The following is a 22328-nucleotide window of genomic DNA, read 5'->3' as shown; positions in this document are numbered from 1 at the left end:
TACAGCAGGTCCTGGCGTCTCTGCGGGATCACCGCAGGGTTCCGGTCGTCTTGCAGTGACGATTTTCCGGAACATGTGCGCAGGAGGCCTCATGGACAGTGACCGTGTGATCCGGGATGATTGATCGCTGTTGTAATTGGGGCTGATTGAATTGACATCCTGCTTCCACGTCCGGTTGAGTCGTGACAGCAGCACGGCGGGTGACCGTCGTGTGCTTCGGGAATTTCTGTTAATCATGACTCGTACACCCACTTTGCTGTTTGGTTTTCTGCTGTTTGTTGCCCCGGTTGCATCGGCCGGCGATCTGTCGCAGATCAATGTAGAAACAGTCCGTGTGCCGATGCGGGATGGCGTGCAGCTGGCCACCGATATCTATCGTCAGTCGTCGGTCGAGCGTGCCGCCGTGGTGCTGATGCGAACCCCCTACAACAAGGAGCGTGCAAAATCGGATGCGGAACGATATGCCGCCGCCGGATACGTAGCGGTGGTCCAGGATTGCCGTGGCCGGTATGAGTCCGAAGGTGACTTCGTTCCTTATAACAGTGAGGGGCAGGACGGATTCGACGCAATTGAGTGGCTCAGAAATCAATCGTGGTGCAACGGACGCATTGGAATGTGGGGGGCTTCCTACGTGGGCGCCACCCAGTGGCAGGCGGCTGCGGAAAGACCTCCGGGGCTGGTCACGATTGCTCCGACTGCGACCTGGAGTAGTTTTTATCGGAATCTGTATCTGGGTGGTGCCGTCAGGATTTCGCTGATTGCCGGATGGGCTGCGGGCAACTCGCAGAAACCGGCCGGGGCAGTGGTGACGACTGACTGGAGGACAACACTGCTGCATTTGCCGCTAAGCGAAGTTGATCAGAAAGTTGGCTGGTCGATTCCCTGGCTGAGGGGCATGCTGACCCATCCTCGACCGGACGGATACTGGAAACGTGTTGAACTGACGGAAGAGATCGTCGATCTGAAGCTACCGATGCAGCACATCGTGGGTTACTACGATTTTTTCTCGCGTGAATCGGTCGGTAACTTTATGCGGATGCGTGAGCAGGCGTGCGATTCCTGGACCCGTCGCCACCAGCAACTCATTCTTGGCCCGTGGGACCATGGTTCGATTGGTGGTGCAAAAGTCGGTGAAATTGATTTTGGACGGAATGCGGTGATTGATAAGGCCGGCGAGAATCTCCGCTGGTTCGATCGGTTCCTGAAAGAGCAGGGCACGCCTGCCGAAGATGAGAAGACCGGTGAGGTCGAACCGGCGGTGAGGTATTTCTCAATGGGCGATAATGTCTGGCAATCGGCTTCCACGTGGCCCCCGGAAGGTTTTCAGTCAGAGTCGTTTTATCTGCACTCCGATGGTGATGCGAATACCGCAGACGGCAGCGGCAAACTCAACCGGACCCCTCCCGTGGAAAACGAATTGTGTGACAGTTTCCGGGCGGATCCCGACGACCCGGTCCCGGCCTGTCCGGTTTCCGAATCGCAATCCGTAATGTCGGCGACATGGGCTCCTGTTGATCAGCGACCGATCGAAGAGCGTGATGATGTGCTGGTGTATACGTCATCTCCACTGACCGCTCCGCTGACGTTTGCCGGTAATGCAAAAGCGGAATTGTTTGTCTCTGCGGATACACCCGATGCTGACTGGGTGGTCAGACTGATCGACGTCCATCCTGATGGATTTGCGCCGAACCTGGCGGTTGGTATTTTGCGGGGCAGTTTCCGGGATTCGGAACTGCATCCCACACCTCTTGAACCGGGTAAAGTCTACAAACTCATAATTGACCTTGGTCCGGTGGCGGCACAGATCCGTGAAGGACATCGACTGCGGGTCGATATTTGTGGTGCCTATTTTCCTTTGTTTGACCGGAATCCGAATACGGCTGAGGGACCCTCCGGGCAACGTTCCATTTTGTCAACGGAACGGGTTTACCACGACATCACCCGGATGTCACGAATCCTTCTGCCGTGCCAGGAATAACGGCAGGTAAACATCCAGTTTGGTCTCAAAGACACCTGCTTGGTGTGAGAATAAAATGACAGACCTGTTTGACTCCCCCGATTCACTACGCGACTGGATTATGCCGTGGCCTGCATTTGATGTGGACTGGGATCGCGCAGGGCTCATCATTATCGACTATCAGAATTATGGTGCCAGTTCGGACTGCGGCCTCATCCCGATGCTCGTTCAGCAGCATCCGGACGTCGCGGAGTATTATGTGCCTCGAATTCGTCATTCGATCAGTAACGCACAGCGGTTACTGAACGAGTTTCGGAAGATGCAGCGAAATGTGATTTATACACGTCACGGTGCGCTTCTGCCCGATGGTCGTGACATGATTGCGCGACGTCAGCGACGGGATGCGGATGCTCGTGATCAGTCAGACCGTCCGACTCTATGGCCCAAAGGCAGCAGGGAACATCAAATCGTCGACGAACTGACACCACTCGACGATGAACTGGTGATCGACAAGAATTCCAGCAGCCCGTTTAACGGTACGGGGATCGATCAGCTTTTGCGAAATCTGAACGTAGAGACTCTGGTCGTGACCGGAATGGCAACTGATATGTGTGTGGAGACTACAGCGCGCAATGCCGGTGATCGTGGTTACAACGTGATCGTTGTTGAGGATGCCGTGGCAACATTTTTTGAAGAGCATCACTATGCGGCGTTGTCGGCCATGGCCCGGGTTTACACACAGGTGTGGACGACCGACCGTGTGTTGCGGGAGCTCAAATAGTTTCGATACATCCGAAAGACAGTTGACTACTGTCATCATCTGAATAATTTGATTTCGAAGACAGCAGCGGGATGGATCAGCTCAACCTGAGGAAACGTCATGTTGTGATGTTCTTCGGGGCAAATGATTCCGGTTTCCCAGCCGCTCGATGTTGACCTGACCGGTACGGCACTGGGGGCGATTCTCGTACGTCTTGTTTCAACAGACGCGGAGGAAACCGGTTCTCGCGCCAGTGAGAGCAGGTCTGTTTAAAGCCCTTTTGCCAGCCAGCCTCCATCGATGTAGAGATCCTGACCCGTCATATAGCGCGAAGCGTCAGATGCAAGGAAGACGACCGCACCGGCCAGATCTTCCGGTTCACCCCACCGGCCCAGAAGAGTACTGCGGGCACGTGCCTCACGACGCTCCGGATCTGAATAACTTAGAGTGGCCATATCGGTGTGGAAGTAGCCCGGACCCAGATTATTCACTCGAATACCAAAGGGACCCAGGTCAAATGCCAGTGATTTCGTGAGTTGTTTGAGTGCTCCTTTGGCTGCGGCGTAGGCCGGATTATTGGGAAATCCCTGTTCCGCACCGATACTGGTAATATTGATAATCGAGCCGCCATCGTGTTCCGTCATACGCGGGGCCAGTTGTTTCGCCAGCCGGAATGGTGCATCCAGATTGACTTGAAACGTCTTTTGCCAGGCGGTATCGGGGTAATCAAGCAGATCATGCGTACATGTCACGCCGGCATTATTGACGAGGACATCGATTCTTGGATGCTCGCGGAGTACGAAATCTGTGAGGCTGGTGACCTGGGCGGCATCGGCCAGATCGCAGGCGTATTCACTGACCGGCAGGCCTTCCTGCGCAAAACGCTGCGTTGTCTCGGTAAGTCGCTCACGATTTGAGCCATTCAGCACGACGCTTGCCCCGGCGCGGAGTAAGGCCTCAGTCATGGCCAGTCCCAAACCGCGGGTAGCTCCGGTCACTAACGCGACTTTTCCCTGCAGTGTGAACAATTGTTCGAGGTAAGCCATGGATGCCTGTTGCTATAAGTGGATTGAGTCTTACGGAACCGTGGATACCATCACCCGCGACGATATCACACTCAAACAGCATGTGCTACAGGCTGCAGTGGATCGTCGGGGGCAATATGCGCATGTTGATTTCGTTCGTACAACAGAGTCCGTTTTAGACGGCAGGTGACATGAAAGGAAGATGACGACTTGATTGACCTGACACAAACGCAGTCGGCTTCGCCGCTGGTCAGGACGGTTGTGACCGATCCTGGCACGTTATGGACCAAAGATACGACTCCGGTCATCGAGGCTCCGTCGGACACAGATTCCGATCCTCAACCTGAAGCACGGTGGTCGGCAAACGCTCCACGAACCGGCATTTGTGGCGCGGTCAGTCCACGAGTCATTGCGTTGCCCGATGGTGGTTATCGAATGTACTACACGCAGATTTTACCGCGTTCAGGATTTCCGGCCGGAGCCAATGACTACGAATACTCAGGGACACGCATCCTGAGTGCGTTTTCGACTGATGGAAACATCTGGGATCCGGAACCGGGGGTGAGACTGTCGCCTGAGGCTGTCGATCCGAATGCCTGGCGTGTTGTGTCTTCCGAAGTTGTTCCTGTCGCTGACGGCAGACGCCTGCGAATGTATTATGAGTGCTGTGCTGGTCCGCAGACAATGGACAATTCGATTCGAAGTGCTGTCTCTTCTGACGGAGGACTTGAATGGACTCCGGAGCCCGGTTCGAGGATCGAGTGTGACGGTTGTCACTATTCGGCTCCTCGAATTGTTTTCCTGAGTGATGGTCGGGTCCGGTTGTATTGTGCTCAGAATGGTCGCGGGATTATCAGCGCGGTTTCTGATGAGGACGGGCTTGTCTTTCATGAGGAACCCGGAGTGCGACTCGGTCCCGACGGAACCTGGGATTCATTGACAGCATTTGCTCCTGAGATTGTCAGAGTACAGAACGCCGGCTATGTCATGTACTACGCCGGCTACAGTCAGGCCACTCGTGCATATATTTTGCGAGCGGTATCGGACGACGGACTGACGTGGCGAAAAGATACAGATCCGGTGATCTCACCAGGTCCCGGCGGCTGGGACGCCGCGAAATGTTCGGAAATGTGTGTGCTTCGACTGTCGCCTGCATCTGAGACTGCGCCACGTTATCGGATGCTGTATGAAGCGTGTGACGGGACCACGACCAACGAACGAGGCGTATGGCGTATTCTCGGCGCAACCAGTCAGTGAGGCCGACAGGGGCCGCATTTATCAATGACAGGTGACGATGCATCCGGCTTACTTTGAAGTTCGATTTCGATGTGCCGACCACGACGTTGTCTGGCCGCCGTCGTTTTCCATCATTACGGCATACGCCACGACTGGGGAACACTGGTCGGAAGAAAAAAATCGTTCTGCTGACGGGAGTTTACAGCGAGAGCTCAGGGCCATGCGGCGGTGGATGTGCCGGGTCTCCGGATATAGTCCGTCCAGCGGACATACGGAACGGGGCTGGGCCGTGGAAATGCCATTTGAAATGGCTTGTGATACAGGACAACGTTACAGCCAGGATGCCATCTATTTTATTGAAGGAGATCAGCTGTTTGTCAGCTTTTGTGACGAAAGACGCAAACAAATTATTGTGGACGGATTCAGAACAAGGCTGGACTGATCGACGGGCGATTGTGCTTGAATGACGATCGAAAACTTCTCACTCTGCAGGTGTTTGTCGATCGGCAGGTCGTATTGGAATTCAGAATGTTTGCCATCGGTGTGCAGGCCCGTTTCGGATTGTTCTGCATTGGCTTCCATGAGTTCATCCCTCCCCAAAGAGCAGCGAACTGTTCAGAGGTCCGGAGACGTCCGAAGATTTTCCGCTACAATGGGCCGGAAGCCGGAGCTTCCGGGTGACGCAGTCCGGTTCACCTGTCAATGACCGACAGAAACGGGGTCGTTGTATTGCTGAGGACCATGGAATATCGATCCCGGAACCGGTGTGATGGTTTTAATATCGGCAGTTGAATTCGCGGAAACGCAATATTCCAATGGGGCTCAGTACGATGAAACCGACTCGATATCCGGAGCTGGCGGTCAATGGTGCTCCGAAGCAGTTGGGGCAACAGATCGGCGAAGCCACACGTGAACAGATCCGGGGGTTTTGCGAAGTTGCTTACGAGCGAGTCTGCAAAACCGTTCAAATCACTCGTGACCGGGCATTTGATGTGGCCCGCGGTAGTCTCAGGTTTGCTCGGGAATATCGTCCTGATCTCGTCGAAGAACTGCAGGGAACGGCGGAAGCGGCCGGCGTCACACTGGACGAACTCATGCTGCTTCAGGTTCGCAATCAACTGCAGTCGGAAAAGTCAGGGGGCTGCACTTCTCTGTCGTTTTTTCCGGAGACCGGAATTCGCAGCGGACCTGTGGTTGCTCAGACCTGGGACAATGATCCGGTGCTTGACGAATTTACTGTGGTGCTTACCAGGTACCCGGACGGGAAACCGCCGTTCACTTCGTGCACACAGGCTGGTCTGATTTCGTATATGGGATTCAGCGAAACCGGTATCGGCACCTGTGTGAACACGCTGCCTGCCCCCGGTCGGGACAAGGGTGTCCCGCACTATTTCATACTCAGGGAGATCTATGAAGCCGGCTCAATTGATCAAACGGTTCATTCGCTCAATCGGGCACATCGAGCGATTCCGGTCAACATCATGATGTCAACACCCGAGGGACCGGCTAATCTTGAAGTGACCCTCGACGGGGTCCGGGTATTGAAGCCCGGAGATTCATCGGTCGTTACACATACAAATCATTGTGTTCATGATGATTTCAAACCGATCAACAGTGAATTTCCCGAGCTGGCTCAGTCGTACAGTCGAAAGACTCGTATTGACGAACTGTTGAAGGGATGTGATCGACAGGCCGATCTTGAGCAGATCAAAAGCATTCTGAGTGATCACGACAATTACCCAGGTTCGATCTGTCGTCACCCTGGTGACGATCCGGTGACCGGTTTCTGGGAAACCGTGTTCGCGATCATCATCGAACCGGACGAACGTCGAATGTGGATTACTCGAGGGAACCCCTGTGATCACTCATTCGAAGAATACGGCATGAAGAGTGTTTGACGCTGTGGGATGATCTGCAGGGTCTGCGCAAGGTCTATCATCGGACAGTTGCTGCGTGAGAAGGGTACCGTGTGAAAAACGCAGGGCGTGTCAATCGATGTTTCCACGACATCGGTCCTTGTTGGTGGCCTGGAGAATTTGATTCAGATACGAGTGAATCAGCCGGACGGGATGGTTGCGAACAAGGACTTCGGATGTGGAAGTGTGGTCGCTGCACGGGCAGGTCGATATTCACCGAAGGAACCCGGTCGGAAGATCGGGAACCAGCGACCGTATTCAGGAAAGATGAGTCAGGCAGATGGCACGAGTTTCTTTCCATATTGCCGGTGGCAGGAGCCTGTGAACCATTGGCAGCCGTCAGTTGCATTTGAGCTGTACATTGGCCAGACTCGAAATTCAGGTCAGAACTCAGCGGACGAGGATTGACCCGGTACAACGAATGCCGTAATCACAATTGAATGGACCACAATGTGACGCAAAAGTTGTCTTATCCATGCAGAGTCTTCCATGAATCATCAGCGAACGCGGCGTCATCTGTTCAAAACTGCCGGGGTTGCAATTGCCGGAGGAGCCGGACTGTCTCTGGCTTCGCCGATTGCCAGGGGGTGGGAAGCTCGGGAGGGCGGCGTTCCTGATCTGAAGATCACGTCGGTTAAAACGTTCCAGCTGGAGCACCAGCTGAGACGTCCGTTTGGCGTATCGGTGTCCGTTCCACTGAGCCGAACTCGGGCTGCGCTGATGGTGAAGATTGAAACCGATGCGGGGATCACCGGCTGGGGGGAAACCAGTCCGATTAACGGAGCCCGCGGCACAATCGATGAACACCTTACTCCAATACTGGTTGGACAGAACCCGCTGCATTACGGTCGACTTTGTCGAGAACTTTGGGGAGCTAATTTTGGCAACGGAATCGCTCAGGGGGCCGTGGATGTGGCCTTGAATGATCTTCGTGGTCAGGCTCTTGGTCTGCCCGTGGCGGAATTGTTTGGAGGCCGGCTGCGAGACCGTGTACCCGTGTATGGGTCCACCATGAACTATGTGGAAGGTGAAGAACCTGAATCTCTGTTTCCGCGAGAAGCCGTGACGCGTGTCCGCGAAGGCTACAAGGCACTCAAGATGCGTCTGGGGCGTTACAGCGTCGCTCGCGAAGCAAAAGTAGCCAGGGCGGTTCGTGATGCCGTCGGTCCCGATATTCGACTGATGGTTGACGGAAACGCTGCGTACACGCTGCGGTCGGCCGTGCAGATGGGACGGATTCTTGATGACCTGAACTTTGAATTCTTCGAGGAACCCCTGCCGCAGTCTCCGCGTTATGCGGGCTATCCTGAGTTGCGGGAAAAACTTTCGCTCCCACTGGCAGGCGGGGAAGTCGTTGATTCATGCATCGCAGCGAAAGAGCTGATCGATCGTCGCGCGTTCGATATTATTCAACCCGACGCAACGCTGTGCGGCGGCATCGGGAATGCTCTGTTTATCAGCAGGATGGCGGCATTGTCAGGAATTCCGTGCGTTCCTCATTGCTGGGGCGGCGCGATCTCCATTGCGGCGTCGGTACACCTGCTGTCGGTACTCCCGGATCCTCACGGGGGATTTCCAACAGATACACCGATGCTGGAATTTGATCTGTCTGAAAACCCGTGGCGAACAGAAATTGTTTCACAGCCCTTTCGTCCCGTTGACGGGGAGATTACGGTCCCAACAGCTCCCGGTCTGGGGATCGAAGTCAGGGAAGACGTTATTCGAGAGTACTCTGTGTGAATTGGCTTGCGACGGCGCATGCTGACCTTGCTTTTCCGGAAACGAATCCCGTGGGGTGATTTCCGGTGCAGCCACGACAGGTTCGTGGATGACCACGGAGTGCTGCCACAGAGACAACGTTTTATGTTTAAAAAACTGAAAGTGAATGACCGTGCCGGCCTTTGATAACCTGACTACCGATCGTTCAACCTATGTGACTCACCTGGAATGTGGGCTGAAAGGTGATCGATATGAAGCGGACATTGTTCAGCAGCTGTCCAAAGTCGGACGTCCGTTGCTGGTGAGATATGATCTGCAGCGTCTGGCCGCCAACGTTTCGAAATCAGAGCTGGCACAGCGGCCGGCGGACATGTGGCGGTACCGCGAGTTTCTGCCCGTGCGCAGGACTGAAAATGTGGTCAGTCTGGGAGAATCACACACACCGCTGATTCGGCTGTCACAGCTGGAACGAGACAGTGGACAGTTGATCGTCAAAGATGAAGGGCGGCTTCCGACAGGCTCATTCAAAGCACGGGGTTTGTGCATGGCCGTTTCGATGGCTAAAGAACTGGGGGTTTCAAAGCTGGCGATGCCAACGAACGGAAACGCAGGGGCGGCTTTGGCAGCTTACGCCAGTCGGGCCGGCATGCAGAGCTACGTCTTCTGTCCCGAAGATACTCCTGAAGTTAATGTTCGTGAAATCGCGGCTCAGGGAGCGAAGGTGTGGCGGGTCAATGGTCTCATCAATGACTGCGGACGTATTGTGGGTGAAGGCAAAGAGGCAACCGGATGGTTTGATCTGTCTACATTGAAAGAGCCTTATCGTATTGAGGGCAAGAAGACCATGGGGCTGGAACTGGCAGACCAGCTTGGCTGGAATGTGCCGGACGTGATCTTCTATCCAACCGGTGGAGGTACGGGGTTGATTGGGATGTGGAAAGCCTTCAATGAACTCAAAAAAATAGGCTGGCTGACAGGAAAACTGCCTCGCATGGTAGCCGTTCAGGCGACAGGCTGTGCTCCTGTGGTGAAGGCATATGAAGAAGGAACCCGCCACGCGGAACTCTGGAAGGATGCTCACACGGTGGCGTCCGGAATTCGTGTGCCTGTAGCGATTGGTGATTTTCTGATTCTGGACGCTGTACGGGACAGCGGGGGCTTTGCCACCGCTGTTACTGATGAATCGATTCTCCAGGCACTGGAAGAAGTTAGTCGACGAACGGGGTTGTTGCTGTGTCCTGAAGGGGCAGCAACTTACGCAGCCTGGAAACAGGAACTGGTGTCCGGAAGAATCACACCGAAAGAAAACTGCGTTTTGTTCAACTGTGCCAGCGGACTTAAATATCCGCTGTCCGAAGCGAACGACAGCATCGATTGTACTCAGCCGCTTGATTATGGGCTGATCGGTTGAGCGGTGTGCGAGTTTACGTTCGATATCGTGGTTTTGTCGTGGAGCAGTGGTTGTTTACAACCTGGTATGAACTGACAGCTGATCACCGGACGCCCGTCGCTGTACGAGTGATGTACCGGTCCGGAACGATGAGAATGACAATATTATGTGGGGACACGAGCCAGGAGAGACAGACCGGAGTGGAAGGTGCAGAATTGCCATTGAGACACGTGGTGATTCCGAAGCCTTTGTTTTAACTAATTGCTGCCATAGAATGCTGGCGTGTGACACTGGTTGAATGCTCTGCAAACTAAACCGGTGTGCGGAGGTCGTTTCTTATGGTGTTTTCGTCGAGTGGATGATGGTTGAGATGCGGGAGTGGCGGAATTGGCAGACGCGCTGGATTTAGGATCCTGTGCCCGTAAGGGCGTGGGGGTTCGACTCCCCCCTTCCGCAATTTAAAGAAGGACTTACCGCAGAACTGTGGTGAGTCCTTCTTTCATGTCTGTGTGTCATAAAACGTTCGGGGTAACGCTGATTCAGCAGCGGTAACGTCTGATTCAACAACAGTGTTTTCAAAAGTGTTTTGCCCCAGGTAATGGCTAACACCGGTGATCAACTGTATGCCAGGATCGCAAGCCGGAAGCTCGCTGACCGCTTTCACGTGCAGCGGAAGATCGGAAGTCCGTTGCCGTTGTCCGATTTCCCAGGTACCCCGTCTCTGATTCTTGGCAAACAGATGATTTACAACAGATATTGCACCCGATCATCGCGGTACAAAACGCACCTTGACGGAGTTTTCCGTGTTGTTCGGTCACGACGAAACGGCTCATGTGCTGCTGGAAAATGTTCTGGCAAACGGTCGCCATTGTGAGATAACACAGACTGATTCTTAACGATTTGGGGTCAGTCGACTGAACAAATTTCAATAGTCTGCCCATCGACGAACAGATGCTTTGCGTCGGTAACCATGTTTTTGTCGGTACGTCGGAGTGCGGCGTCGTGGTGATCGGAGATGGTGTTTCGTGTGAGTTTGTTCGAAGAGGCGTCTTTCATGGAGTCACTCAAATGCTGAAGTCGTTCTGCCGGGAACAACTGGTTTCGTGAGTACGAATTGCATCTTCGACCCGTGGAAATCAGGGAACTGTTCAGCGGAAGTCTGAAAAATCCAGAGTAGCAAACAGATCATCCTGGGTTTCCGCCCGCCGGATTTGCTTGACGCTGCCGTCGGTTTTCAGCAACAGTTCAGCGCTGCGTGTTTTACCGTTGTACTGGAATCCCATGGCGTGTCCGTGAGCTCCCGCGTCATGAATCACCAGCAGGTCGCTTGGGTTGACTGCGGGTAGAGGTCGCTGGATCGCGAATTTGTCGTTATTTTCACAGAGTGATCCGACAACATCGACGATTCGATCATGTGGTTCGTGTTCACGACCCGGGACTGTGATGTGGTGGTAAGCGTTGTACATCCCCGGACGCATCAGGTTGGCCATACAGGCGTCGACACCAATATAGTCGCGATAGATGTTTTTGTGATGCACACAGCGTGTAATCAGGTAACCGTGCGGTCCGGTGACCATGCGTCCGTTTTCCATAACAATCTGCAGGGGGTCGAGACCGGCAGGGACGATCATTGAGTCGTACAGACTGTGAATCTGTTCACCGATCCATCTCAGGTCCACCGGCTGGTCCTCCGGGTGATAAGGTATCCCGATGCCTCCCCCCAGGTTGATGAATTCGATACGGATGCCATGACTGCGCTGTATTCGCACGACCAGATCGAACAACATCCGGGCGGTTTCGACAAAGAAGCTGCCGTCGAGTTCGTTGGACGCCACCATGGTGTGCAGTCCGAAACGTTCGACTCCGAGTTCTGCGAGACGCTGGTAACCTTCGAACAGCTGAGACTCTGTGAAGCCATACTTGGCTTCTTCAGGGTTTCCGATAATCACGTTTCCCTGACGGGCGGGGCCTGGGTTGAAACGGACAGAGACCAGGTTCGGCAGTCCGATATGTCCGTGCACGAAGTCAATGTGACTGATGTCGTCCAGGTTCAGAATGGCACCCATTTCTTTGGCTGCCTCATATTCGCTGATCGGAGTGTTGTTCGAGGTAAACATCACCTGTTCGCCCGACAGTCCGATTGTGTGTGACAGGAACAGTTCCGGACCGCTGGAGCAGTCTGCTCCCAGTCCCTCTTCCTTTACAACGCTGATGATGTGCGGATTGGGCAGTGCCTTGACGGCGAAATAGTTGCGAAACCCGTCGGCCCATGTAAATGCCTGGTAGAGTTCCCTGCATGTTTTTCGAATACCGGCTTCATCGTACAGGTAGAAGGGAGTCGGATACTCACCTGCCAGTTCATCGAGTTGTTTTTTAGTGAGTGGAAAAGGACGGGGCATGGGGCTGTTTCGGGTTAATTTAATTCGGAAAGTGATACTGCACGGTTTCAGCCGGGAGTACCGGCGGCGCCTGTCGTTCGGGTGCGGGCAGGGCCGTACATTGTCAGGAGTTCATACTGGTTGAGTGACTGAAGTCGTTTTTCCGTCACTTAAGTAGTTTGATTGCGCCTGAATCGGAATGAAACTGCGCGCCTCAGGCTGCTGTCAGATTCCGGATAATCGGTATCGAACAGGTTCTGAGCGGCCGGCTGGGGTATCCGGTCCGAGCAGTGAAAATGAATTTCAAGGGTGCAAATCTGATCGGACGATGAGCAGTCAGGGGAGATTGGCAGTGCCGGTACGGTATCTGCGGCGATGGATTTTCATTTTTGGGGGAATCATTCGGGGAATGACGGTCCGGCCGGCTGGGATCTGGACACAGTGTCGTCTTCAGTTCACCATGATATGAATTCTCCTGAAACATCATTCCTGTTGATGATTGTTGATGCCATGATCACACGAAACGTGATATCTGAAATTCTTATTCTGACATGCGTCGTTGCTTCCGGATCGTGGGCTTGCGGACAGAATTATACGACGGTTAGTGAAAAAATATTTCAGCAGGAACCCGATACACCGGTGCGGCTGGTTCTGGCGGCTGATATTGCTGCCCGTCTGGATCGCATCCAGTTTGCTCGGGGCTATCTGCAGCAGCTGCTGGATCGGTCGCTGTCGACTGAATCGTGGGTGCAGTTACGTGATGAGGTCGGGATTAAGCTGTTTTTGAGTCTGAATGCCAATGTTGATCTGCAGCCATCGGCGGGAGAAATACTGCGGCAGATCAATGCAGCTTCACTGGAATCACTGGCGTCACCGGATCAAATTGTTTCACTGATAGCTCAGCTTGGAAGCGAGCGTCGACAGGCAGTGCAGGCCGTGACAGCATTGCTGACGATTGGCAATCCGGCGGCTTCGGAACTGCTTGCGGCTGACATTCAGTCAAAATCTGGCCGTATTGCTTTCGATCTGCTGCGACACCATCCAAGAGAGTTTCGTTACGGAATTCTGGAAGCATTGCCCAATGCCGAACCCGTTCACGCTGTGCGAGGTCTTCAGCTGCTGGCAGCAACTTCTGATTCCGCGTTGGCACCATTGCTGTTGGAATATGAATACGCATCCGACAATGATGCTGTTTGCCGTACGGCGTCTTTGGCTGTGGATCGCCTGTGGAACGGTGAGGGTCGTCCAGGCGACAGGACGGAAGCTGTGGAATGGTTGATCGGTCAGGCGGCGACCTTGCTCGCTCAGGCAGCGGATCGCTTTTCATTGCGACCAGGTGATTCGTTGAAGCGAGCAACACGTTTTGCTGAGATTGCGGTCGCGATCGATGATGGCAATCGGTTGGCGGTGGCGGCGACAATGCGGGCCTGCCGTGCCGCGTCGTCTGTTGATGACATCGAAGAAGATGAAATGGTCCGTCAAGCAGCGATTGATATCGCTCTCAAGGCGAAGCATGGTGGCGCAGCAGCCACGTTCTTCGAATCGCCGAACTGGGGCGGACGGACTAACGATTCGGTGAATTTTCGACGCGGGATGTATCTGCCTGATGCTGTCATTCGAGTTAAAGCGGCCTCTGAACTGTTGAAACTCAGCCATCCGGTCAGAGGGGTCACATATGCTCAGAAAGTTATCCGGGTGGCGGCCAACGGCAGTACGTCTCCGGAAGCTGTGGTGATTGATGCCCGGGAGGATGTTGCCACACAGGCTAAATTTTTGCTCGGTGATCAGGGTTATCAGGCTGTGCGTGCTTTTACCGGTCAGGCCGGATTCGAGCAGGCGACGCGTCAGCTGAACTGTGAATTGGTTCTTGTTCACAGTAACTGTCTGCGCTGGTCGCTGTCACAAACGGTTGCGAATTTTCGTGCAGACAGCCGAACCGCGCGGACTCCGATTGCGATCTACGGTCCGTCACGAGACGAACCGTCGGTACGAGCGCTGCAGCAAAGATACCCAGGGATTTCTTATCTTCCGGGGCCACTGTCCGAGATCAATTTCGCCGACGAACTTCGTCGTAATGATGTGCCCGGACCGCTGCTGACGGAAGCTGTGCGTTCCCGGTTGATTGAGCAGGCACGGGCTGCGGCGGAGATTTGACCAGCGGATCTGCTACTGTGATGTGACACTTTTCCGTCGCGGGAGATTCGGTACGTCACGAGCCAGACGGAGTCCGTTCCAGCGGAAGCGTCGGTGAGGACGTTCGGAGTGGCGCCGAGCCGGATCGAGTGACGTAGCTGAGTCGGCAAATCCACCTCCACGGACAACGCGTTTGCCTTCAACAGACATTGATTCACGTCCGTCATTTGCATCATATAGATAGGGCCTGAACAGGCTGGAACACCATTCTGCAACGTTACCTCTCATGTCGTGAAAGGACCACGCATTTGGCTGCTTCATTCCTACAGGACGTGGGGCGTAGACACCGATTTCCAGAAACGCCTGATCGGGCTGCGATAAACGCTTTGAGTTAGATCGAAACCATGCGTAACGACCGGGCGGACCGGCCGAATCTGAGACAGCTCTGGTTGCTGCAGCACCGCTGAGACAGGCATATTCCCATTCTGCTTCTGTTGGTAAACGAAATCCCGCACCGGACACACGTGAGTTGAGTCGCCGCAGAAATTCCTGACAGTCGTTCCAGGAAACGTGTTCTACCGGCATCTGATCTGCTTCCGGAAAATCGGGGCCCTGATGCACACTTGGGTTGTTACCCATCACTTCCCGCCACTGGCTCTGAGTGATTTCGTACCGGCCGAGATAGAACGGGCTGATTCGAACGGTGTGTACCGGACGGGAATCGACCACAGTGTCCGACCCGATGTCGAATTCCCCACCTGGAACCAGCTGCATACTTACATCCGGCTTGTCCACCCGTACCTGAATCGGCAGTCCTGTTGTTGAATCGATATCGTTACTAACGGTCATAAACCCCTGAAGTGACGGATTCATTCTTCTGAGACACATCTCAAGTCCGCTTTGCGCACTGTGGTTACCCGGGATCAATTCGAGTGCTTTGCTGTACACGGACTGCGCCGCCTGAAAATCATGACCACGGACATGCTGTTCTGCTTCTTCCATTCGACTTTCAAATTGTTTCCAGCGTGACAGCAGCTGCTCCAGCTGACTACTGGTTTCAGTGGGGGGGAGTGAAGGATTGATCAATGCGTGGACATGGTGACACTGCTGGCAGTTTTGCGTCTGCAGCGTGTTCGGGCAACCGGATTCGTGACAGTTCGCACAAATCTGTCGGGCAATTGCATCACCACGAGGAAGGCGATCCGGTTTGACCTGATTTCTTTCGTTTTTGACATGCCCTCGGCTTTCACCATGGCACGTACGACAGTCGGTTTCCGCAGTCACGTGTTCTGAAATCCCCCATTCCAGCACAGAAACCACATGACAGCGAGCGCAGACACCGGCCTGTTTGAAGTCACCCACGTCCTGGTGCACAGAATCAGTCGGAATAACACCTTCCGATTTTGTGTCTGCCTGGGCAGCAACTGCGTGCCGGGAATCTTTGTGCGGTTCCAGGACCAGTGGCAATGCAGACCCGGCGAACAGTAACAGTGTTACGCAGAGAACTGTCCGCCGAATCATCATCTAGGCCCGCCAGCGCTGATCAAGCCAGCGATAGTGTGGTGGCAACCAGCCCGGACCGCGTGTGCTGCAGAGGACGCGGGCAGCATTGAGAGCGTCGAGTTCGGTCTGTGAGAGCATCAGTTGACGCTGCAGGGCCGCGTAGTTGTCGTCGACTTCATGTGCCTGAAACATGCCGGGCATGGCACTCGTTATGAAGGACTGTGAGTACACATATCTCAGAGCAGCCTGGCAGAGTGATTCCTGGGGCAGGCGTTTCAGGCTTTCCGTAAGTTTGTCAACCACAGCCGGCAGCAGTGGTCGATTGTTTCCGCGATACAGGTGGACTTTTGCGTTCTCCGGTATTGAGCCTGGGTGAGCCTTGGGGTCCAGTTTGACAATGGATCCGGCAGCAAGCGGTTTGATTGCAATCAGCCCGACTCCTTGTGCCATTGCTTTTGGCAGCACGTCGATATAGTCGGCCCGGGCATGGATAAAGTTGTACGGGAACATGATGTAATCCAGGCCTTCAAGCTGGTCCAGTGCACTGATCATCATGCGTTCGCTGTGTGTTGAGATGCCAATGGCTCGAACCTTGCCGGCCTGCTTTGCTTTCCGCATCGCATCCCAGTCTTCGAGGGTACGGTCACTGACATAGTCACCGTCCCCGACATAAATTCGGTACAGGTCCACATGTCCGAACAGGCGAGCAGCGTCGTCAATGTTGGTGCCGACAAATTCGGGGAACTGTCGGCACATCGATACCAGCACTTTATCACGTCGATTGCTGACCAGTCTTGCCAGCGGCTGCCACTGGCCTTCGTTTTCATACACGTCCATCATGTTGACGCCGTAGTCCATTGCTCTGGCAATATGACGATCACGACGCTGCTGCCCCTTGTCATCGAGGGTGGAGCCACGTTTGATCTTGATCCGGTGAGCCGGATTGATGTGGGACCCATACGAGAGCGCCGACACGAACAGATCAGTCCCCCCCAGTCGGCGATAAAGCATTCCGTTTCGACGGAATTCGTGGACCGGTTTTGGATCAGACTCTGCCAGGATCCGGGTCAAAGGCAGGCCTGCGGCCACTGCCGCGCCTGTACCCTGGCACAGCAATCTGCGCCGTGAAAATTCACAGGCCATCGCTTCACCTCCCAACCCGTATCGAACGAACGGTCAACTAAAGCCAAGACAACTAACTGATCCTAACAGGCGACAGAATCCTGATCAACCAGATCCTGCGGGATCACAGATTCGGCTGATTCTCGACGGTCCTTTGAATTTCGAAGAATTCCGGCCAGTGTTGTCACATATTTATCGTGGAGAAGGGGACGTCCCAGTGAACATTTTCCACAAGGTGATGTGATAGTCATGTTTTCGTTCGAACGATCCTGAATAATTCAGTCATCGCCGGTGACCGTTGGACGATGAGCCGACTTTCTTATGCCCTTACTCGGTTTCATATCAGCAGGACGCACGAGTTTCTTTATTCGGCCGTACAGATTAGTCTTTAAAACAGTTCCTTTTTATCCGGTATTCTTACGAGCTAACGGCAGGATCTGCTGGATGTCACGTTTTCAGGTTTTCCATATTATTTGGTCGAGACTTTTGATGAACTTGGTGACCTGTTTTGCACTTGTGACAGCAGGTGCTGGCTGCAGTGAATCCGGTTCGTTGACTCTCGATACAGAAGATTCTCCGGGAAAAATGATGAGCAACGGATCGAATTCGCCCGCAAAGAAAATGAGTGTCGGACCTGTGCCGACAGGTCGGGTACTGCGTCACACCGTTTTTTTTTCGTTTCGGGAATCAACGAGCGAAGAAGCGATCAAAGGGGTGGTGGAAGCGTTTCGGGAACTTCCCTCGAAGATCCAAGAAATCATCGACTTTTCTTGGGGCGTCAATAACAGCCCGGAGTCACTCGACGACGGTTACACCCATTGTTTTGTGCTCACGTTCAAAGACGAAGCCGGGCGGGCCGCCTATTTGCCACATCCGGCCCATAAGGAATTTGGCAGCGTTCTCCGCGGGAAAAACGATCGCACCTTTGTGATCGATTACTGGGGAACGTCACTGGAGAATCCACCGAAGCGACAACTGAAGCACGCCGTGTTCTTCAGATTCACCGAAGAGGCCACTGAAGAAAGTGTCAAACAGGTGGAAGAAGCATTTGCGGCGCTGCCTTTAAAGATTGACGAAATCAAAGGATTTGAATGGGGGAACAACAACAGTCCCGAAGAAAAAACCGACGGATTTACCCATTGTTTTATGGTGACATTTGAGTCCGAAGATGACCGCAGGATCTATCTGGATCATCCGGACCACCTGGCCTTTGTTGAAGTTCTGAAACCAGTCCTTGACGCCGCCAGGGTACTCGATTTCTGGGCAGAAAAATAAACCATTGAACGGACCTGCTGATCCGGCACAGTGCGAAAGCTGCGAGGCCTGAAAATGAAATTCAGGCAGATTATCTCCGGGTAGCCCTGCTGTCTGTGATCAGTTTGTGAGTCGGGGACAGGACCATGTCGGAATGGCAGAACTGTTTCGTTCGATTCAGTTGCGGTCCCTGAGTAACAAATACCCAAGACAGATGCAGACGGTCAGGCCGACCATATACTGTTCAGGCTGCATACGGGAAAACTGGTTGTCGACAATGTAGACCATCTGCGACATCCAGGATGAGATTCTGGACAAGATGGTTATCAGCATTGCCGGAATCCCCTGAAATTGATTTGCGTTCTGATGACGCCCGGCATGAATTACGGTTGTCCTGGAAGAACACTGCAAGAGTGCATCGGTATTTGGTTGCGGCAGGCAAGAGGTGCAAATTGGCCGGAAAATTACCTGCTGACAGGTTTTGTGGTGATCTTCGTACAGCCTGTAACGCCTCTGACGCTTTGCCGAACAGCGACACTCAGATTCAGGGGTTGACGTTGATCAGCACAAGATTGTCGCGGTGGATCACTTCGCCGTACGGGACGTGTCCGAGGAGACCTGGGATTTGGTCCGATCTTGCGCCAGCGATGATTCGAATATCGGTAGCCGAGTAGTTTGCGAGGCCGCGCCCAAAGCTGTTTCCATCTCCACCGGCCATGGCAACGGACGCACCTTGTTCGAATTCCCCTTCGACCTGCTGGATCCCAACCGCCAGCAGTGAACGGCCATGATTGCGGACAGCCTTTTCCGCACCAGCGTCCAGAATCAATGTTCCGGCGGGCTGAGTCGTATAGCCGATCCATTTTTTCCATGCTGGAACGGAACCACCGGATGCCAGGAAGAGCGTTCCGGTCGACTGACCGTCAGAAATTTGATCGAGGACCTGTGGCGTTCGACCATTTGCCAGGATAACACACTCACCCATGCCTGATGCTGCAACAATCGCTTTCAGTTTTGTCTGCATGCCGCCGGTCCCGCGACTGCTGACTTCGTCTGCCACGAGTGATTGCAGATCATCCGAAGGCTGTTCGACGACGGGGATCAGGCCGCTGCCCGGATCACCGGGAGTACTACCGAGTAGTCCCTCGACGTCGGAAAGAATAACCAGCAGAGGATCCTCGACGAGAGTTGCAACCATGGCTGCAAGCTGATCATTATCACCGACAGTAATTTCTTCGACACTGACCGTGTCATTTTCATTGACGATGGGAACCACACCGAGGCTCAAAAGTGTGCGAACTGTATTCCGAACATTAAGGTATCGTTGCCTGTTTCGGAAATCGTTGACGGTTAGCAGAATCTGTGCCACACGATGTCCGACCGCCGACAGCTGTTTTTCCCATGCCGTCATGAGTTGAGGCTGTCCGGCTGCTGCTGCTGCCTGGAGTTGCGACAAGGACTGGGGACGTCCGTTGAGCCCCAGGATTCCGATGCCGGCGGCGACTGCCCCACTACTCACGACGATCACGTTTCGTCCCGTCTTCCGCAGGCGTCCGATTTGCTCGCTCAAATTCTGGATGCGGGCTTCATCCAGTTGATCGTCATCACGCGCAAGGACATTGGAACCCACTTTGACAACGACCGTGCGGGCATGTGAAAAAACGTCCTGGCACATGGAGCTGTTCATGCATTATCCCTTCACCGTGGATTTCACGATTTCCATGGCCCGGCGGCACAGAGCTCTGGCGTCGTCGGTTTCAGGAGCTTCTGCGATGACCCGCAGGACCGGTTCTGTATTGCTGGCACGAACCTGCACCCAGCGATCATCCCAGTCGAGTCGGAGTCCGTCTCCGTCCTGAGCTTCTGCATCTGCAAACGATGCTTTCAGGGCGGTGCACGCATCGGCCACCACTTCCTGCGGACATTCCAGCTTGTCTTTGACAATTGTGTAGCAGGGCAGGGCATCAGCCCAGGATTCCAGAGTACACTGCCTGGAAGTCAACCCGTCAAGTATATAAGCCATACTCATCAGGCTGTCACGAACGTATCCCACTTGTGGTTCGATCACGCCTCCGTTTCCTTCACCGCCCAGTACTGCTCGTACCGTCCGCATTTTCGCACATACATGGGCTTCCCCCACGAAAGCGCGATGGAACGGGCACTGATGTCGTTCGGCGATATCCATAGTGACTCGACTTGTCGATCCATTGACCACCACCGGTCCTTTCCGGGTTGACAGGACGTGATCTGCTGTCAGGGCAAGTGTCAGTTCTTCGCCGATGTAGCGGCCCGTGTTATCGACAATTGCCAGGCGATCAGCATCCGGATCCTGGGCGAATCCTGCGTCGGCCTGGTGGGTAATGACAGTCTGACACAGGACACCGAGATTTTGTTCGATCGGTTCCGGAGTATGTTCGAATTGTCCATCCGGAATTCCGCCCAAAACAACGACTTCGCAGCCAAGCTGTTCCAATAGCTGAGGTCCACATGTCGCACCACTGCCGTGGTTGCAGTCAATGACCACCTTGAACTTACGCTCACGGATCGCGGCTCCATCGACCAGCCGGAGTACGCGTTGGATGTGCGGCCCCGACGGATCGTTGATGGACACCACACTGCCCGTGTTTGACCAGTCTTTCCAGGCGACTGCTTCTTCTTCAAGGATCTGAATCAACTGCTGTCCAAGATCACGATTGAATACTGAGCCGTCGGGTGCAAAGGGTTTGAGTCCGTTCCATTCAATAGGATTGTGGCTGGCCGTGATCTGCAGACCACCGGCAGCACTCAGATGCTGCACGAGGACTCCACAGGTTGGTGTTGTGCAAATACCGGCATCGAGGACTTCGCAGCCGGCAGCCAACAGACCTGAAACCGCAGCGTGATATATTACCGGGCCAGTCGATCTTCCGTCACGAGCCACAACGATCTTTCCGCCGCTGAACATAGTTCCCAGCGCCCCGGCGAATTTGGCCACATAAACCGGATCAAGACCATCACCAACGACGCCGCGAAGTCCGGAAATACTCAGGATGCGTGTTGTCACAGAAACGTTCCTGATCGAGTCGGCGGTTTGAATTCGGGAAGTCTAGCCACCGTTGCTGATTCTGAGAATGACGACCTCGAGTTACATCGTTCTGCAATCAGGTATTAAGAGAACCTGATGCTAATGGACTGGCTAACAAGCCTGATCCGAAAAAAGAGATTGTTAACACGTCAATGCCATTGTTTGGCTTCGGTAATGCAATCCGCTACGCGTTTGCGCATGAGTTCGGTGAGTTGGTGATCGTCATTGCCGGTGCGGAGCTGATTGATTTCCTCTTTGGAGAGTGGTTTTCCAAAAACGACGGTTACTTTTCCTGGTCGGATAAATATGGATCCGCGCGGCATCACACGATCGGTTCCGAAGATTCCAACCGGATAGATCGGGAGCTCAACTCTTCGTACGAGCGACAAAAATCCCCGTTTGAATTTCTTGACATCACCTGAGGAGCGTTCACCTTCAGGAAAAATTCCGACCAGAAAACCCTGATGCATGCGGTCCACCGCACTGCGAATGCTGCTGGCTCGAAACGCTGTCTGACTAATCGACTGAACGTAAGTGTGCCGGAGAACCCAGCCGATAACTGGAATTCGGAATAATCCGTCGCGTGCCAGATATGAAATCGGTCGCTGCAGGCCAAAACTTGCGACCATCGGATCAACAAAACTCTGATGGTTCAGAAGTAGCAAACCACCCTGCGAGCTGTCGAGGTTTTCCCGGCCAACCACACGTGTTCGTACCCACAAAGCAAAGAACGGAGTCAGGATGAAGTGTAGAAACCTCCATGTGCAATTTGGCTGAAATTCAACTGGCGCACTGGACGTGTTTTCCGGGGCAGAACTGGACATGCGCTGATGTTACGAACCCAGTTCAGTAACTCGAAATCCAAAGCAAT

Annotated in this window: 19 protein-coding genes and 1 tRNA gene; 12 read left to right on the top strand and 8 right to left on the bottom strand. The window is 53.9% G+C overall.

The genetic code is table 11. From position 1 onward, the window contains the following. Window positions 1–235: 235 nt before the first annotated feature. Window positions 236–1978: a CocE/NonD family hydrolase gene (locus MK110_04565; GenBank protein ID MCH2210550.1), complete on the top strand. Its 1743-nt coding sequence runs from the start codon at window positions 236–238 to the stop codon at window positions 1976–1978. A gap of 55 nt (window positions 1979–2033) precedes the next feature. Further along, window positions 2034–2738: a cysteine hydrolase gene (locus MK110_04560; protein ID MCH2210549.1), complete on the top strand. Its 705-nt coding sequence runs from the start codon at window positions 2034–2036 to the stop codon at window positions 2736–2738. 248 nt (window positions 2739–2986) lie between these two features. Here the strand turns inward: MK110_04560 and MK110_04555 are convergent, their stop codons facing one another. Next, complete coding sequence (locus MK110_04555) at window positions 2987–3763, bottom strand: glucose 1-dehydrogenase (GenBank protein MCH2210548.1); 777 nt, start codon at window positions 3761–3763, stop codon at window positions 2987–2989. Here MK110_04555 and MK110_04550 point away from each other — a divergent pair. The 8 genes from MK110_04550 to MK110_04515 all read left to right on the top strand — a co-directional run bounded on the left by MK110_04550 (window position 3762) and on the right by MK110_04515 (window position 10459). Further along, complete coding sequence (locus MK110_04550) at window positions 3762–3932, top strand: hypothetical protein (GenBank protein ID MCH2210547.1); 171 nt, start codon at window positions 3762–3764, stop codon at window positions 3930–3932. The genes MK110_04555 and MK110_04550 overlap by 2 nt on opposite strands. A 20-nt stretch (window positions 3933–3952) precedes the next feature. Beyond that, a complete protein-coding gene (locus MK110_04545) occupies window positions 3953–4999 on the top strand; it encodes a hypothetical protein (GenBank protein MCH2210546.1) in 1047 nt (348 codons plus the stop codon). A 37-nt stretch (window positions 5000–5036) separates the two neighbouring features. Beyond that, window positions 5037–5420, top strand: a complete 384-nt coding sequence (locus tag MK110_04540; GenBank protein ID MCH2210545.1) for a DUF3293 domain-containing protein — start codon at window positions 5037–5039, stop codon at window positions 5418–5420. 388 nt (window positions 5421–5808) lie between these two features. Then, window positions 5809–6876 (top strand): C45 family autoproteolytic acyltransferase/hydrolase, encoded by a 1068-nt coding sequence (locus MK110_04535; protein ID MCH2210544.1) that lies wholly within the window; start codon window positions 5809–5811, stop codon window positions 6874–6876. 87 nt (window positions 6877–6963) lie between these two features. After that, a complete protein-coding gene (locus tag MK110_04530) occupies window positions 6964–7302 on the top strand; it encodes a hypothetical protein (protein MCH2210543.1) in 339 nt (112 codons plus the stop codon). Window positions 7303–7383: 81 nt separating this feature from the next. Beyond that, complete coding sequence (locus tag MK110_04525) at window positions 7384–8634, top strand: mandelate racemase/muconate lactonizing enzyme family protein (GenBank protein ID MCH2210542.1); 1251 nt, start codon at window positions 7384–7386, stop codon at window positions 8632–8634. 151 nt (window positions 8635–8785) lie between these two features. After that, complete coding sequence (locus MK110_04520; protein MCH2210541.1) at window positions 8786–10024, top strand: threonine synthase; 1239 nt, start codon at window positions 8786–8788, stop codon at window positions 10022–10024. 351 nt (window positions 10025–10375) lie between these two features. Then, window positions 10376–10459, top strand: a tRNA-Leu gene (locus tag MK110_04515). A gap of 692 nt (window positions 10460–11151) precedes the next feature. On the opposite strand, the gene MK110_04510 is transcribed toward MK110_04515, so the two are convergent. Continuing rightward, complete coding sequence (locus MK110_04510; protein ID MCH2210540.1) at window positions 11152–12402, bottom strand: diaminopimelate decarboxylase; 1251 nt, start codon at window positions 12400–12402, stop codon at window positions 11152–11154. A 354-nt stretch (window positions 12403–12756) separates the two neighbouring features. On the opposite strand from MK110_04510, the gene MK110_04505 reads away from it, so the two are divergent. Further along, window positions 12757–14535, top strand: coding sequence for a hypothetical protein (locus MK110_04505; GenBank protein MCH2210539.1), 1779 nt, complete (start codon window positions 12757–12759; stop codon window positions 14533–14535). Between the two features lie 12 nt (window positions 14536–14547). On the opposite strand, the gene MK110_04500 is transcribed toward MK110_04505, so the two are convergent. From MK110_04500 to MK110_04490, 3 genes are all read right to left on the bottom strand, one after another. Next, complete coding sequence (locus MK110_04500) at window positions 14548–16035, bottom strand: SUMF1/EgtB/PvdO family nonheme iron enzyme (GenBank protein ID MCH2210538.1); 1488 nt, start codon at window positions 16033–16035, stop codon at window positions 14548–14550. A 3-nt stretch (window positions 16036–16038) separates the two neighbouring features. Beyond that, complete coding sequence (locus MK110_04495; GenBank protein ID MCH2210537.1) at window positions 16039–17160, bottom strand: aldo/keto reductase; 1122 nt, start codon at window positions 17158–17160, stop codon at window positions 16039–16041. Between the two features lie 62 nt (window positions 17161–17222). After that, window positions 17223–17390, bottom strand: coding sequence for a hypothetical protein (locus MK110_04490; GenBank protein MCH2210536.1), 168 nt, complete (start codon window positions 17388–17390; stop codon window positions 17223–17225). A 337-nt stretch (window positions 17391–17727) separates the two neighbouring features. On the opposite strand from MK110_04490, the gene MK110_04485 reads away from it, so the two are divergent. Further along, entirely contained in the window at window positions 17728–18414 is a 687-nt protein-coding gene (locus tag MK110_04485; protein ID MCH2210535.1) for a Dabb family protein, read from the top strand. A gap of 523 nt (window positions 18415–18937) precedes the next feature. On the opposite strand, the gene proB is transcribed toward MK110_04485, so the two are convergent. The 3 genes from proB to MK110_04470 form a co-directional block, all read right to left on the bottom strand. Continuing rightward, window positions 18938–20080 carry a glutamate 5-kinase gene (proB, locus tag MK110_04480; GenBank protein ID MCH2210534.1) on the bottom strand — a complete coding sequence of 381 codons (1143 nt, stop codon included), beginning with the start codon at window positions 20078–20080 and terminating at the stop codon, window positions 18938–18940. A gap of 3 nt (window positions 20081–20083) precedes the next feature. Then, entirely contained in the window at window positions 20084–21436 is a 1353-nt protein-coding gene (gene glmM / locus MK110_04475) for a phosphoglucosamine mutase (protein MCH2210533.1), read from the bottom strand. Window positions 21437–21606: 170 nt separating this feature from the next. After that, a complete protein-coding gene (locus tag MK110_04470) occupies window positions 21607–22281 on the bottom strand; it encodes a 1-acyl-sn-glycerol-3-phosphate acyltransferase (GenBank protein MCH2210532.1) in 675 nt (224 codons plus the stop codon). Between the last annotated feature and the right edge of the window lie 47 nt (window positions 22282–22328).

Source organism: Fuerstiella sp. (assembly GCA_022447225.1).
Lineage (GTDB): Bacteria > Planctomycetota > Planctomycetia > Planctomycetales > Planctomycetaceae > S139-18.
The sequence above is the reverse complement of the archived record's forward strand: the minus strand, read 5'-3'. Positions and strand labels throughout refer to the sequence as shown.

Excerpts from the sequence above, each read along its gene's own strand:
- MK110_04565 (MCH2210550.1), top strand. The coding sequence starts at position 236 with ATGACTCGTACACCCACTTTGCTGTTTGGTTTTCTGCTGTTTGTTGCC.
- MK110_04560 (MCH2210549.1), top strand. The coding sequence starts at position 2,034 with ATGACAGACCTGTTTGACTCCCCCGATTCACTACGCGACTGGATTATG.
- MK110_04550 (MCH2210547.1), top strand. The coding sequence starts at position 3,762 with ATGGATGCCTGTTGCTATAAGTGGATTGAGTCTTACGGAACCGTGGAT.
- MK110_04555 (MCH2210548.1), bottom strand. The coding sequence starts at position 3,763 with ATGGCTTACCTCGAACAATTGTTCACACTGCAGGGAAAAGTCGCGTTA.
- MK110_04540 (MCH2210545.1), top strand. The coding sequence starts at position 5,037 with ATGCATCCGGCTTACTTTGAAGTTCGATTTCGATGTGCCGACCACGAC.
- MK110_04535 (MCH2210544.1), top strand. The coding sequence starts at position 5,809 with ATGAAACCGACTCGATATCCGGAGCTGGCGGTCAATGGTGCTCCGAAG.
- MK110_04525 (MCH2210542.1), top strand. The coding sequence starts at position 7,384 with ATGAATCATCAGCGAACGCGGCGTCATCTGTTCAAAACTGCCGGGGTT.
- MK110_04510 (MCH2210540.1), bottom strand. The coding sequence starts at position 12,402 with ATGCCCCGTCCTTTTCCACTCACTAAAAAACAACTCGATGAACTGGCA.
- MK110_04505 (MCH2210539.1), top strand. The coding sequence starts at position 12,757 with ATGGATTTTCATTTTTGGGGGAATCATTCGGGGAATGACGGTCCGGCC.
- MK110_04500 (MCH2210538.1), bottom strand. The coding sequence starts at position 16,035 with ATGATTCGGCGGACAGTTCTCTGCGTAACACTGTTACTGTTCGCCGGG.
- MK110_04495 (MCH2210537.1), bottom strand. The coding sequence starts at position 17,160 with ATGGCCTGTGAATTTTCACGGCGCAGATTGCTGTGCCAGGGTACAGGC.
- MK110_04490 (MCH2210536.1), bottom strand. The coding sequence starts at position 17,390 with ATGACTATCACATCACCTTGTGGAAAATGTTCACTGGGACGTCCCCTT.
- MK110_04485 (MCH2210535.1), top strand. The coding sequence starts at position 17,728 with ATGAGCAACGGATCGAATTCGCCCGCAAAGAAAATGAGTGTCGGACCT.
- proB (MCH2210534.1), bottom strand. The coding sequence starts at position 20,080 with ATGAACAGCTCCATGTGCCAGGACGTTTTTTCACATGCCCGCACGGTC.
- MK110_04470 (MCH2210532.1), bottom strand. The coding sequence starts at position 22,281 with ATGTCCAGTTCTGCCCCGGAAAACACGTCCAGTGCGCCAGTTGAATTT.